Here is a 13272-nt window from a genome sequence, read left to right as displayed (position 1 = left end):
ATAAAAATAGAGCATTTTTTGCGAAATCGCCAGGGGTTGTACATAGCTGAAAATATAGGGGCAGCAGGCACCAGCCAGTTTTAAAATGGCTGGTGCTTTATTGTTTGCCTATACCCAAACAGTGTTTTGCGACAGAAAAGTGGATTTGGCTGTCTGCTGACGAATAAATCCAATACCTACCACCATAAAATGGATTAGGACGACTTGTTGCCCTGAAAACTTGATGAGTATTCCAGCCTTCAATAGTTTACTTAATATTTAAATAAATGAAATTAACATTCAGCTAAATTCAAAATTATGTTGACTTTAAATTTCACAATAATAAAATAGAATTGTAAGCACTTTTATAAAAAGGATGATTCTATGCTTGATAAACTCACAACAGAAAAAAGGAACGAGAAGACGATGGACCTCGACCTTATGTCGGTAAAGGAAATCCTTGAAACAATGAACAAGGAAGATCTTACTGTTCCTCAATCTGTCGCAAGCGAGATTCCACAGATTGAAGAAGCCGTACAAAAAACAATTTCCTCCTTCCGGCAAGGCGGCAGGCTGATTTATCTTGGAGCAGGCACAAGCGGCAGGCTCGGAGTGCTTGATGCGGTAGAATGCGTACCAACATTCGGTTCCCCGCCAGAAATGGTCCAGGGTTTTATTGCGGGCGGTATGAAAGCGTTCACAAAGGCGGTTGAAGGTGCGGAGGACAATGAGGCGCTTGGGGTTGAAGACCTGGACAGCATTTCAGTCAACGAAAATGACACGGTCATTGGCATTGCGGCAAGCGGCAGGACTCCCTATGTCATTGGCGCATTGAAGCATGCCAAAACAAAGGGTGCGACCACTGTAAGCCTCAGCTGCAACAAGAACAGCGAAATCAGCAAGTATGCGGAGATTGCCATCGAGGTGGAAACAGGGGCTGAAGTCCTGACAGGGTCGACACGGCTGAAGGCAGGCACAGCACAAAAGCTGGTCCTAAATATGATTTCCACTGCTTCCATGATTGGCATCGGCAAAGTGTATAAGAACCTTATGGTCGATGTCCAGTCCACGAATAAAAAACTGGTGGAACGTTCGAAGCGAATCATTATGCAGGCTGCAGAAACAGATTACGATACCGCTTCTGAATTTTACGAAAAAGCCAATCAAAACGTAAAGGCCGCCATCATCATGATTCTCCTTAACTGCACGTATGAAGAAGCTGTGGAAAAGCTTGAAAAGTCTAACGGTTTTATTAGAAAGACAAAATAGGAGGAGTAAATGTGAAAAAAGAACAACGCATGGCCAATGATATTCTTCAGCATATCGGCGGCAAAGACAATGTTAGAAGCGTAGCCCACTGCATGACCCGCCTTCGCCTAAACTTGAAGGATGATTCCAAGGCCAATATCCAGAATCTAAAGAACATTGACGGTGTTATGGGTGTTGTCGAGGATGACAATCTGCAAATCGTTGTCGGCCCTGGCACTGTTAATAAAGTTGCAGCAGAAATGAGTGAAATGACTGGGCTTCGTGTCGGTGAAGAAGCAAATGCCGATGACCTGACACTCGAAGAAAGGGCAGCCCTGAATCAATCAGCTGTCAAAAAGAAAAACAATACGCCAATAAAGAACTTGCTCCGCAGGATTGGAAGCATCTTCATTCCGCTTATTCCAGGTCTTGTTGCTTCAGGTCTCATTAACGGGGCAGCCAACTTTGCAAAAAACGCTGGCGTTGATCCTACACAAACATGGATGCAAATCCTCCTTGTCCTCGGCGGCGCGGTATTCGGATCCCTGGCAGTGCTTGTCGGCTGGAATACAGCGAGAGAATTCGGCGGAACGCCAGTCCTTGGTGCGATTGCCGGTATTGTCCTGTTCAGCCCTGGCCTTGCGGATATTCAAGTGTTTGGTGAAGCGCTCATCCCAGGGCGCGGCGGGTTATTTGGCGTCATGTTTGCCGCATGGCTGATGACTGTAGTTGAAAAACGAGTAAGGAAAGTTGTTCCTAGTTCCGTTGACATTATTTTTACCTCTTTCATTACGGTTTTAATTGTCGGATTCTTTTCCCTATTCGTGATCATGCCAGTCGCAGGCCTCCTTGCTGACGGAATTACTTCCGGCCTGAAAGCGATCCTTGAAGTTGGTGGCGTTGTCGCCGGCGCGATTCTTGCCGGATTCTTCCTGCCGCTCGTCATGGTCGGGCTGCATCACGGCTTGACACCAATTCACCTGGAGCTCATTAACTCAATTGGCAACACTCCGCTTCTTCCGATACTGGCAATGGCTGGTGCAGGGCAAGTTGGTGCGGCAATTGCGATTTTCACAAAAACTAAGAATAAGAGACTGCGCAACATCATCAAAGGTGGTCTGCCAGTCGGTTTCCTTGGCATCGGCGAACCGCTTCTTTACGGGGTTACCCTGCCGCTTGGACGCCCGTTTATCACGGCTTGCCTTGGCGGCGCCGTCGGCGGTGCTTTCCAGGCAGTCATGAAAACAGCCGCCGCAGCGGTTGGGGTATCCGGCCTGTCCCTGACTCCGCTGATCGTCGATAACAAGTTTATCTATTACTTGATCGGAATCGCACTTGCTTACGTATTCGGATTCATTTTCACCTACCTGTTTGGTTTCAAAGAGGAAATGGCTGATAATATTTAATAGAGTAAAAGTATTAAGCGGCTTGGCACTCTTTTACCGGGGTGCCAGGTCTTTTTTTGGCTGATAGGAAAGGAGTTTTTGAGAATGCTAGGAATTTCCGTTTATTTATCAGAGCCTGTAGCCAGCCAGGAAGCCTATATCCGGAAAATGAAGGACCATGGCTTCGACTCGATTTTCACATCCCTCCATATACCGGAGGACAATCCAGCTATCTACCGTGACCAACTAATGGAGCTTGGCAAACTTGCGAGGGAATTGGATATGGAACTGATTCCCGATATATCTCCAAATTCGCTCCGCCACCTTGGCTACACATGGGAAACCGCAGATACGCTGCTTGGGTGGGGGCTTAGCGGGCTGCGCGTCGATTACGGGGTAGAACCGGAAACGATTGCTCTTCTTTCGCAAAGAATGAAGGTTGCGTTAAATGCCAGTACCTTGACGCTTGATGAAATCAGCGCTATGAAGACGTTCGGCTTAAAGGCAAGTTCTGTTGAGGCATGGCACAATTTTTACCCAAGACCGGAAACCGGTCTTGAACGGGAAAGCTTCATGGAGAAAAATCGAATGCTGCGTAATGAGGGAATCGCGGTAATGGCGTTCGTCCCAGGTGATGAAACAAGGCGCGGGCCATTATTCCAAGGGCTTCCAACATTGGAGGACCACAGGTTTTCGTCGCCTTTCGCTGCCTTTTTGGACCTGAAGGAAAATGAAGGTGTGGATAAAATCCTCATCGGCGACCCGGGAGTCACCGATACGGCGCTGCAGCAATTTTCCGCCTATAGGGATGGCGTATTCTATTTGCGAGCCAAAGCTTTTATTGAAGATCAGCATCTGCTCGAGACCCTTTCCGCAACCCAGTCTAACCGGCAGGACAGTGCGCGCGATGTCATCCGTTCGATGGAATCCCGCATGTATGCCCTGATTGGCAGTAAAAATGTTCCTCCGCTCAATACAGTTGAACGAGTCACGGGTTCAATTACGATTGACAATGAACGTTACGGCCGCTACCAGGGCGAGGTGCAAATTACGAAAAGTGATTTGGCAGCGGATGAAAAGGTTAATGTGGTCGGCAGGGTTGTTGAGGAAGATCTCCCGTTGCTGCCGTTTATAAAAGGCGGCTGTAAATTCATGCTGAGGTGGGTTTAGGGGATTTTTCAAACAGGAAAGAGCCAGCTTTGATGGAGCAGCTGGCTCTTTTTCAATGAAACCTGCATTTTCATGGACTTTTAGAATTGGTCAAGACCGTTTTGACCTTTACATTCTAGTGAAAGGGTCTTGAGCACCTCTGTCATGACCGTTTTGACTATTCCAATCAAACGAAACGGTCTTGAGAACCCAAAGATATAGCCGGCAGCAACCACTTTAAGCCGCCCGCCATACGCTTATTTCCCCCTGAAATTCGGCATCCTTTTTTCACTGAAAGCTTCAAGCGCCTCAACCCGGTCTTCAGTGTGGATCAATCCTTCATACGCCTGCCGCTCGATTTTCAATCCAGTTAGCAAATCGGTTTCCATTCCCTTTTTAATCGCAAGCTTTGCCTGGCGTAGGGCAATTGGGCCGTTGTTCAACAGCTTGCCGGCAATTTCAAGGCTAAGTTCCATCGCCCTGCCCTCGCCAGCAATCCGCGTCAGCAAACCGTACTTGTTCGCTTCTCCGGCAGTCAGCCTATGAGCGCCAAGAATCAGTTCCAGTGCTTTCGCCTGGCCAATAAGCCTTGGCAGCCGCTGAGTCCCGCCAGCACCTGGAATGATGGCCAGGCTTGTTTCGGTTAGGCCAAGCTGGATCCCCTCCTCAGCAATCCGGAAATCGCAGGCGAGAGCCAGCTCCATCCCGCCCCCGAAACAGAATCCGTTGATGGCCGCAATGGTCGGCTGCGGCATCAGGTCGACAAGGTTGAATACCTCGCTGATTTTCCCTACATTCCGAAGCACCTGCTCAATCGTCAACGTCTTTCTTTCCTTTAAATCCGCACCGACACTGAACGCTTTTTCACCGGCACCAGTAAATATCACGACCCGCACATCGTTGTTTTCACTCACTTCTTCTACAACTTCCTGTAGCCTGACCAAAGTATCATAATTGAATGCATTCATCACTTCCGGTCTGTTGATCGTGATGATTCCGATATGTCCTTTTTGTTCAAATAAAATTTGGTCCATCGTCCACATTCCCTCCAAGTTGGCATTGGCAAGGGGCAGACAACGGCAGCCTGCCCCTTTCCACCATATTGTTTAAACTGCTTTTCTATTAAATAATTTTCCTATCAATTGAACGGCGATGATCCAATTTGCCGCTACAACTCTACTGCTTTGCGGCTTCAATAACCTGCGACCTAAGCGCCCTCCGCAAAATTTTCCCAGTCGTATTCTTAGGCAATTCTTCGAGGAATTCGATCCTCAACGGCACTTTATATTTCGCAAGCCGTTCATCGCAATAGGCAAGTAATTCCCTTTCCGTTAATTCCGGGTTTTTCGAAACTGCGTAGGCTACGACCGCTTCGCCGAAATCAGGATCCGGAATGCCGACGACCGCGGCCTCAATAATGTCCGCATGGTCGTATAGCACTTCCTCCACCTCGCGCGGGTACACATTGTAGCCGCCGACAATGACCATATCCTTTTTCCTGTCGACGATGTAAAAATACCCTTCGTCATCCATCCTCGCCAGGTCCCCTGTGTACAGCCAGCTGTCACGTATCGTTGCGGCAGTTTCCTCTGGCATTTTGTAATACCCTTTCATGACGTTTGGGCCGCGGACAATCAGCTCACCAACCTGCCCAGGCGGAACTTCCTCACCAAGCTCATCGACAACTATGTTTTCCACATTCACAATCGATAGGCCGATCGAACCTGGCTTCCTTTCCCGGTCAAGCGGATTGAAGCACGTAACCGGGGAGGCTTCGGACAGCCCATATCCTTCAGAAATCCGGACATTGAACTTTTTCTCAAAATTCAGAAGCAAAGCGACAGGCATGGAGGCTCCTCCGGATGCACATACCCGTATCGTCTTGAAATCTTCCGGATTACCAGCTTCATATTGATAAAGGAAATTGTACATTGTCGGAACACCGGCAAAAATCGTCGCCCCCTGTTCCCTGGCCATATCAAAAACATCCTTAGGGTTGAATCTAGGAAGGATCAGCATCGTCGCGCCCGTCATCAAAGGAGCGTTCAAGCAGACCGTCAAACAGAAGACATGGAACATCGGCAGGACTGTAATCATCCTGTCGTTCTCATCCATATTCAAATACGTGCCAATATCAATGGCGTTGCTGTATAGGTTCTTATGCGTCAGCATCGCGCCCTTCGGCTTTCCTGTAGTTCCCGAAGTATAGAGAATGACGGCAGTTTCATCTTCCAGGAGTTCCGGCCCGATGTAATCAAGCCGGCCTGCAGCGAGCACGTCTGTAAACGCCTTCATTTTTGGGTAAATCGTAAATTCTTCTTTGTTCATTCCGGCAGCTTCAGGCTGATTGGAATCACAGATAATATAATGTTCGATCTTTGGGAGTTGACGATGAGATTTTTCGGCTAGCGGGAGAAGCAGATCTAGCGTGACAACTGCCTTTACATCCCCGTTATTCAAGATATAGCCGATTTCGTCAGGACTGTAGATAGGATTGACTGGTATGACAGTGGCACCCATCCTCAAGGCGCCATACAGGCTGATGACAAAGTACGGCGAGTTTCCGAGAAGAAGGGCGATATGGTCCCCTTTTTTGATCCCCAGCTGCTCAAGCCCGGATGCAAACTTCGTGATGGCGGCGTCCAGTTCCCCGTAAGATGTTTCTTTTCCCATAAAATAATAGGCTGGTTTTTCGGGCAATGCTTGCGCCGTTTCGTGAAGCTTGGACGATAAGTTCAACTCCATCTCCCCCTTTAGGCGTGAACCGACCTTCCATTCAATCGCCTACAAAATTAAAAATATTCTAAATTCATTATAGAGAATAAGGGGTCCCGTCTCAAGTTTTACCGTGGATTCCACCCCACTTTAAAACGACAAAAACCTCCGCCATCACCCTGGCGGAGGCTTGGATTTTCAATTAATAAACGAGCTCGAGAAACTCTTCTTTTGTGACATTCCCAAAATAGTGCTTGATGTCAACGCCCTCAAGCGCGCGGTCGATTTCAGAGCGGTCATAGCGGATGCCTTTTAATTTTTCCTCAATTTCAGCAATCTCACCGACTCCAAAAAAGTCGCCGTAAATCTTGCAGTTTTCAATAATACCCTTTTCCACTTCAAGCCTTACATCAATGGACCCAATAGGGAAACGGCGTGTACGGTGCAGGTTGAATTTCGGTGACTTCCCATAGTTCCAGTCCCAATTCTGGTAGCGTTCCTTCGATATTGCATGGATTTTTTCCCAGTCGTTTTCTGTCAGGACGTATTCGGGAATATCTTCTACTCCATCGAAGATATATTTCAGGAGCAGGGAACGGAATTCCTCCATGCTAATTTTCCTATCAAGGAACTCGGAAATATTGGCAACCCGGCTGCGGATCGACTTGATTCCTTTTGATTCAATCTTGTCCTGTTTAACCCTCAGCGCAGAAACGACCGCATCAATTTCGGAATCGAGCAGCAGTGTGCCGTGGCTGAACATCCTGCCCTTTGTTGAAAATTGGGCGTTGCCGGAAATTTTTCGCCCCTCGGCCACGATATCGTTCCTGCCGCTTAATTCGGCATTAACGCCCAGCCTTGCGAGCGCTGCTACCACTGGCTCCGTGAATTTCTTGAAGTTATGGAAGCTTTCGCCGTCATCCTTCGTAATAAAGCTGAAATTCAGGTTGCCCAAATCGTGATAAACCGCACCGCCGCCAGATAGCCTGCGGACGACATGGATGCCGTTCTCCTCGACATAATCCGTATTGATTTCCTCAACCGTATTCTGATTTTTACCGATTATGATGGATGGCTCGTTTATGTAAAAAAGTAAATAAGTCTGGTCGATATCAAGGTTTTTCAGCGCATATTCCTCGATTGCCAAATTGATGCGCGGATCGGTAATTCCTTTGTTGTCAATAAACAGCATAATCCATTCCCCTTTTCTCTCTTGACTCACGGTTTTTCCTCACTGCTTCTTAATAAGGCAAGCCAGCATGAAAAATTTCCCGCCAAGGTCATTACAATTTAATTTCCATGAATTCTTCTGCAAGACGGACTTTGCCGGCGCATTCCTTTGATGCCTCATCCACGAGCTGTTCGACATTCCCGTAATGCGGCAGATGGGTTAGTATCAACTCGCCGACCCCAGCATTCTCCGCGAGGCGGCCTGCTTCGGTGCTCGTCATATGGCCCGCGCCCTGACCGGACTGATTCGCGTAAAAATTGCATTCGCATAGCAGCACATCCGCATTTTTGCTGAACGGAACAAGCTCCTCCTTGAAGGCTGTGTCCGCCGTATACACAACGGATTTTCCGCCCGCTTCGAAACGCATCGCATAACACGGTACCGGATGGACTGTTTTTAGGAAAGAAATGTCGAAGGGCCCAAGCTTGAGGCCCGCGTTCGGTTTGTAGGCGATACCTTTTGTCACGCCATCATGGGTAAGCTTTTTGAATTCAGCTTCGTCCTGCGTATGGCCATAAATCGGGAGCACAGGGAGCTTTCCTTTAAGAAATCCCTGGATCAGCCTCGCATGGTATAGAACACCGATATCGGCAATATGGTCCGGATGATAGTGGGAAAGGATAACCGCGTCCAATTCCTCGGGCTGAACCACATTTTGCATCTTTGCCAAAACGCCGCTGCCGCAATCAATAAGAAGCTTAAAGCCATCATGCTCAAGCAAATAGCCAGTGCTCGCGCCATTTTTCTTAGGGTAGCCGCCCCAGAAGCCAATAACCGTCAATTTCATTCAATCCACCCCATTATCGCTGATTTCCCTAGTATTTACTATACTCAAAAAAACAAACTTTTTCATGTTTCTTGTTTAAGGCTTCACATAGAAGGCTTACGTGATTCCTTAAGACAGTACCTAATCAAAAATAAAAACCTTGAAAGGCATTCAGCCGTTCAAGGTTCAATTAGTATTTATCTTTTAAGTCTTGTTTCGCTAAATCAAGCGCAACAGCCAATTTAATTCGATTTTGCTTACTAAGTCCCTTTAAATACTGAGATATTGTTAATGTTTCGACTTTCGGTTCCAACTCGAAATTATTACGGTCTAGTTCAATTACTGCTATAATGCTATCATTTATTAAGATTTTATAAATATCTTCACCTTGTTCTGGTATCCAATGCAGGATATATGCCGTAATCATTTCTGGGCAAGAACTTTTTATTACTTCTAAGAGCCTTCTTTCCTCTTCACTTTTAAAAAGTAACTCATTAGATTTAATTAGAAGTTTCCTAATTTCTTGTTCTGTTTTACTCCCAATAAGTTTCACTTGATTCTCTCCCAACATTCCTTGTGGACCTTCACAAATTTCATTTCTGGATAAAACTTTTATATATTGTCTTGTAGATGAGTATAAAAAGCCCTACCAAATATTGATCACGCAGATAATTAACATTGATGGGAGGCAAGATTATGTTCGGAATTGGAAGTGCATCATGGGATTTTATTTTAGCAGTTAGTGCAACTATAATTTTTATTTTGTTAAAAAAAATCAAATGGTCAATATTTTCGGCAATAATAGCAATAGCACCAATTTATACGTTTATATTCATTCTTTCTGTTAATGCTGCAGGATTTCAAAGTACTATAATAGACTTTTTTTCAGATATTCTATTTGCAGTTATACCTTCTATTAGCAGGATACTACTGATTATTTCACTATTCTATCTAATAAGGGAAAGAATTATAAAGGCTTTCCTCAAGAAACATTAAATCTATAAAACATCCAGCCGATCAAGGTTTAAGCATCTAATCCACACTTATGAACTTAGGAGGAATACTATCTGCCAGCCATATATCATTATTTCCTTGATAAAACTTTATCCCTTCCATTAAAGCCTCAACGGAATTCACCTTTAGTATTACTGGATTTGAATCTTTACGTTTTCCAACTAAATTCGCAGTTTCAACATCAATTGATAAATGTACATACTGCCTTGCCATTGGTTGAAGCCCATTGGAGAAAATATCGTCAACTATTCGTCTAGCTGTTCCATGAAATAAAATTGGAGGAGGGTTCCCCTCTTTTTTTAATATTTTTTGCGGCACTGAATGCCCGTATAATGCTCTTATCCTGCCATTCTGGATTTGATGCCTTTCTTTATCGGAAACCTCAATCATTTTTCTCAAATCACTTTCGTTAATCGAAACCCACTCTGAATTATGTTGCAGTGCATTTAAAACTTGTTCTACACTCACCCAGCCGTCATTATCCAGTTCCAACTCATATTCCCAAGGAGCATGGCGTAAAGCGTACGACATTTCCTTACTTAGTTTCCTATAATCCATATACTCAACTTCTTTCTAAATTCGGCTAATTCAGAGGAAAAATACGCATTTTTTGCCCTAGTTACATGAGATTATTAAGAAGGGGTTACTTCACATTTTTTAACTCTAAGTCCCTCAATATTATAAACATCCATTAAGTCTTGAATTAGAAGTTTAAGTTCATCAATATTTTGACTTTTTTTAACGAATAACAATTCGGCTTTAAACCAGTTTTCATAACCTGCATAATTAATAAGCTTTAAAGGTCTTTTCCTCTTTCCATTTTCACTATCATACGCCCACCAATCCAACATTTCTTTGGTTCCAAAAATGGGATCATCAAAATCCTTTAGGCTTCCATCGAAATACATGTACAATAATATTTGAGAACCTTTTTTGATTTCAAAATTAGGGGCGGAATATACATCATCCAAATTATCAAAATAGATTCCCAAAATAGCCCTCCTTTTAAAAGGCTGGTGATGATCTTCTACAATTTCTTACTAAAGCGTGATATCCATCCATCTTCTGTATATAACTCTCCAGCCAGGCCATTACTAATTCCTCGGATATTTAAAACCTTGTTTTCTTCATTTTTAACAAATACATTTATGCTCTCTTCTTGTTCTAGTGTCCATAAAAGATGATGTAACGTTGGCAACAATATTAGGAAATAAGTTAATAATAGACTGTATTTGTTCAGGAGTTAGCAATCTCAATGAATCAATTATTTTTTTCGACTCATGATCGCATCTTGCATCGGAATATTCTTTCCCATTCATCTATCGCCTCGTCTCTAATCCTTTCCATTAAAACTTGTCCCAAAAAATCAATTGCTTGTTTATTTTCATTCATAGAAAGGCACTCCATATATATAATAAGGATACGGGGGTTATTAAAAATCCGGTTAGTTGTGGCTATTTTTTTCTTCTATGAATTCTAAAAACAAATTCTGCAATTCCCCTTTTGTATCGTTAGAATTAAGAAGTAATTTCGGCTCAAATGGACCTTCTTTTAAAGTTGAGCTTCCATCGATGACACCTAACATATTTGAAATGGTGTCAATCATGGTTTGTTCAATTATTTTCAGTAAAGTATCTTTATTGTCTTGACTTAAACTATTGTAAAAAGCAATTGACTGTTTCCAATATTCATCTGTTTTAGGAGTAATAATGGTTGTTTCATACAAATCTTTGTATAATTGAAGGTTCTCTTTAACTATAGACTTATAAAGTGATTGAACAAAAACTTCATTCATTTCTCTTCCTCATTTCAATCTTTTGGTGACTAAATAAATTATCTATATAATCTATATTCGGCACATTAACATTAGGTTTGTTTCTTTTTAGAAATACACAACACTTCTCAACCACATAGCAGAGTTAACCCCTCCTACTTCAACCTTTTGGAAGTAGCCTTGGGTATATTTATTTCAAACTTTTCTTCAGGAATTCCTAGTTCTTCAGTGGTAGTCAGGATATAACGATCAGAATTCCCCTTGGGTTCCATTAGAACCCAATTTACTTCATTATCGGTCCAAATACCCGAAATTTCTTTAGTATCAATATCTACTGGAATTTTAATAACTTCGCTGGAATTGATAGTTTTCACATATAGCTCCGCACGGCTATTTCGTTGGAATAAATTAATCAATTCTAACCTATATTCATATTTTTTATCTACGGTAATTTTTAATGTATCGCTTCTAATCGTTTCGGTTAACCACCCATGCGTATTTACATTTTTTATTAAGATTAGAGAAAGTACTAAAGCCAGTATTAAACCTGAAAATATACCTAAATAGCCTTTCCAGCTAGCGGGCATCCAACCTTTGCTCAGAAAAAACGCCAATGCTATTGTTAATACAAGGTTTGGAAACCAAAAATAGATTAGAAAAACGGTATCAACTAAATCAAAGTATCTTTGGAAGTTGGCCGTTGTACCAAGGAGAAACCATAATAATGAAAAAACACTTACTACAACAATGAACGTCCATATACGTTTTAAAAATACATTCACAGTCATCCTCCTACCAGTTCCACGGAATAGGCTCAAAAATTAATAAGTATCTTGCAGACCAAATACAGACTTGAGGAAAATCATTTTTAATAAAGGAATCAGTCCAATAGTTCAGCTTCCGTCCCCTTTACTTTTAAGAAATTTAAGGTACTTCGCATCTTTTGGACCAAAGCACCTACCCCCTGACTTCATACTTGCCATTTCAAAGTATTCTTTTGCTTTAGGGAAATCCCCAATTTCATAAGCAACCTTACCTGCCCAATATTCCCGTTCACCAGAATCTATTCGCTCAGGATCGGCCACGAATATTTTATCAACCCACTTTTTCATCGTCGCAACATCTTTTAACTCAATTGCCACATGCAAGATATCCCAAATTATCAAAAAGCTTTCATCATAATTTACTTTTGAATCCGGCAGTTCGTCCCATGCTAGCTCCAAAAGGGAAATAGACTCTCCTAAATTTCCTTTATCATACTCCACATTACTTTTTTTTATTAAATCATCGATGTATGCGCCTTTTTCTCCGGATACATATGCCACCTGAATACCCCCTAAATTTCATTAATTATTACTTGAAAATACTTATCATCTTCACTCTGAAATATGGAGTATCCTTCAAGTACATAGGCTCGGAGAAGGTATTCTTTCGATTTACTGACCTCTCCTAGTTCATATAAACATTCACCTAGGCGAAGAAGAATGAAAGGATTTCCCATACCGTCAGGGCAATTTAGTGCATCGTATAAAAAGTTCATGGCAACCTCATAATTTTCAATAAAAAAGTGAGTATCCCTTAGTGCTGTGTAAACCCATGTACTGGCTTCCCAAATAATTTTAGGCTCCGGAATAAGGTCCAGGGCGTTCGAATATAGTTCGATAGCCTCTTCAAACTCACCATTATTAACTAATTCGTCACCCTGGGAGCATAACTCAACGATTTGTTCGTATACTTCATCCTGTAATTCCACTCTATGTACCTCCTAAAAATCAAAAGAAATAAATATATTTGGCCAAAATCCATTGAACAAGTTATTTCGTTTTTACACTATTCTTCTCTTAGAAATCCCACTTACTAAAAGGCAATCCACAATACAGTTAATTTTAACAATTAATTGTTCCTATACATCTAACAAATATCCAAAATTATACATAGAATCTAACAATAGAATGAGTAAGTTAAGAAAGTTCAAATTTTTATTTTTAAGAAACCTCCAAAAACAAAAAAC

Annotated in this window: 15 protein-coding genes; 4 read left to right on the top strand and 11 right to left on the bottom strand. The window is 42.8% G+C overall.

The window, feature by feature from the left end:
* The first annotated feature begins 363 nt into the window (after positions 1-363).
* From murQ to AR337_RS15640, 3 genes are all read left to right on the top strand, one after another.
* Positions 364-1248 carry an N-acetylmuramic acid 6-phosphate etherase gene (murQ, locus tag AR337_RS15650; protein ID WP_059172950.1) on the top strand — a complete coding sequence of 295 codons (885 nt, stop codon included), beginning with the start codon at positions 364-366 and terminating at the stop codon, positions 1246-1248.
* A gap of 11 nt (positions 1249-1259) precedes the next feature.
* Positions 1260-2633, top strand: a complete 1374-nt coding sequence (locus AR337_RS15645) for a PTS transporter subunit EIIC (protein WP_059172949.1) — start codon at positions 1260-1262, stop codon at positions 2631-2633.
* A gap of 84 nt (positions 2634-2717) precedes the next feature.
* Positions 2718-3782 (top strand): DUF871 domain-containing protein, encoded by a 1065-nt coding sequence (locus AR337_RS15640; RefSeq protein ID WP_059172948.1) that lies wholly within the window; start codon positions 2718-2720, stop codon positions 3780-3782.
* A 236-nt stretch (positions 3783-4018) separates the two neighbouring features.
* Here AR337_RS15640 and AR337_RS15635 read toward each other — a convergent pair whose 3' ends face one another.
* The 5 genes from AR337_RS15635 to AR337_RS15615 form a co-directional block, all read right to left on the bottom strand.
* Entirely contained in the window at positions 4019-4795 is a 777-nt protein-coding gene (locus AR337_RS15635) for an enoyl-CoA hydratase-related protein (protein ID WP_059172947.1), read from the bottom strand.
* A 142-nt stretch (positions 4796-4937) separates the two neighbouring features.
* Positions 4938-6500 carry a fatty acid--CoA ligase family protein gene (locus tag AR337_RS15630; RefSeq protein ID WP_059172946.1) on the bottom strand — a complete coding sequence of 521 codons (1563 nt, stop codon included), beginning with the start codon at positions 6498-6500 and terminating at the stop codon, positions 4938-4940.
* A gap of 178 nt (positions 6501-6678) precedes the next feature.
* Positions 6679-7668, bottom strand: coding sequence for a lipoate--protein ligase (locus tag AR337_RS15625; protein WP_059172945.1), 990 nt, complete (start codon positions 7666-7668; stop codon positions 6679-6681).
* A 91-nt stretch (positions 7669-7759) separates the two neighbouring features.
* On the bottom strand, positions 7760-8494 hold the full coding sequence (locus tag AR337_RS15620) for an MBL fold metallo-hydrolase (RefSeq protein WP_059172944.1): 735 nt from the start codon (positions 8492-8494) through the stop codon (positions 7760-7762).
* A 169-nt stretch (positions 8495-8663) separates the two neighbouring features.
* A complete protein-coding gene (locus tag AR337_RS15615; protein ID WP_059173291.1) occupies positions 8664-9026 on the bottom strand; it encodes a hypothetical protein in 363 nt (120 codons plus the stop codon).
* A gap of 143 nt (positions 9027-9169) precedes the next feature.
* Between AR337_RS15615 and AR337_RS15610 the strand changes: the two genes are divergently transcribed.
* A complete protein-coding gene (locus tag AR337_RS15610) occupies positions 9170-9469 on the top strand; it encodes a hypothetical protein (RefSeq protein WP_059172943.1) in 300 nt (99 codons plus the stop codon).
* A 36-nt stretch (positions 9470-9505) separates the two neighbouring features.
* On the opposite strand, the gene AR337_RS15605 is transcribed toward AR337_RS15610, so the two are convergent.
* From AR337_RS15605 to AR337_RS15580, 6 genes are all read right to left on the bottom strand, one after another.
* Complete coding sequence (locus AR337_RS15605) at positions 9506-10045, bottom strand: RNA 2'-phosphotransferase (protein WP_059172942.1); 540 nt, start codon at positions 10043-10045, stop codon at positions 9506-9508.
* A 74-nt stretch (positions 10046-10119) separates the two neighbouring features.
* Complete coding sequence (locus AR337_RS15600; RefSeq protein WP_059172941.1) at positions 10120-10479, bottom strand: hypothetical protein; 360 nt, start codon at positions 10477-10479, stop codon at positions 10120-10122.
* A gap of 452 nt (positions 10480-10931) precedes the next feature.
* Entirely contained in the window at positions 10932-11282 is a 351-nt protein-coding gene (locus tag AR337_RS15595) for a hypothetical protein (RefSeq protein WP_059172940.1), read from the bottom strand.
* Positions 11283-11416: 134 nt separating this feature from the next.
* Positions 11417-12043: a hypothetical protein gene (locus AR337_RS15590; RefSeq protein WP_059172939.1), complete on the bottom strand. Its 627-nt coding sequence runs from the start codon at positions 12041-12043 to the stop codon at positions 11417-11419.
* Positions 12044-12154: 111 nt separating this feature from the next.
* On the bottom strand, positions 12155-12586 hold the full coding sequence (locus tag AR337_RS15585; protein WP_059172938.1) for a hypothetical protein: 432 nt from the start codon (positions 12584-12586) through the stop codon (positions 12155-12157).
* Positions 12587-12597: 11 nt separating this feature from the next.
* Positions 12598-13014 (bottom strand): tol-pal system YbgF family protein, encoded by a 417-nt coding sequence (locus tag AR337_RS15580; protein WP_059172937.1) that lies wholly within the window; start codon positions 13012-13014, stop codon positions 12598-12600.
* Positions 13015-13272 lie beyond the last annotated feature (258 nt).

Source organism: Bacillus sp. FJAT-27445, assembly GCF_001510665.1.
GTDB lineage: Bacteria > Bacillota > Bacilli > Bacillales > Cytobacillaceae > Bacillus_D.
This window is presented reverse-complemented; position numbering and strand designations above follow the sequence as displayed.

What these genes read in the sequence shown, in the direction of transcription:
- AR337_RS15635 (WP_059172947.1), bottom strand. Translation starts at nt 4,795, where the DNA reads ATGGACCAAATTTTATTTGAACAAAAAGGACATATCGGAATCATCACG.
- murQ (WP_059172950.1), top strand. Translation starts at nt 364, where the DNA reads ATGCTTGATAAACTCACAACAGAAAAAAGGAACGAGAAGACGATGGAC.
- AR337_RS15610 (WP_059172943.1), top strand. Translation starts at nt 9,170, where the DNA reads ATGTTCGGAATTGGAAGTGCATCATGGGATTTTATTTTAGCAGTTAGT.
- AR337_RS15595 (WP_059172940.1), bottom strand. Translation starts at nt 11,282, where the DNA reads ATGAATGAAGTTTTTGTTCAATCACTTTATAAGTCTATAGTTAAAGAG.
- AR337_RS15605 (WP_059172942.1), bottom strand. Translation starts at nt 10,045, where the DNA reads ATGGATTATAGGAAACTAAGTAAGGAAATGTCGTACGCTTTACGCCAT.
- AR337_RS15640 (WP_059172948.1), top strand. Translation starts at nt 2,718, where the DNA reads ATGCTAGGAATTTCCGTTTATTTATCAGAGCCTGTAGCCAGCCAGGAA.
- AR337_RS15625 (WP_059172945.1), bottom strand. Translation starts at nt 7,668, where the DNA reads ATGCTGTTTATTGACAACAAAGGAATTACCGATCCGCGCATCAATTTG.
- AR337_RS15620 (WP_059172944.1), bottom strand. Translation starts at nt 8,494, where the DNA reads ATGAAATTGACGGTTATTGGCTTCTGGGGCGGCTACCCTAAGAAAAAT.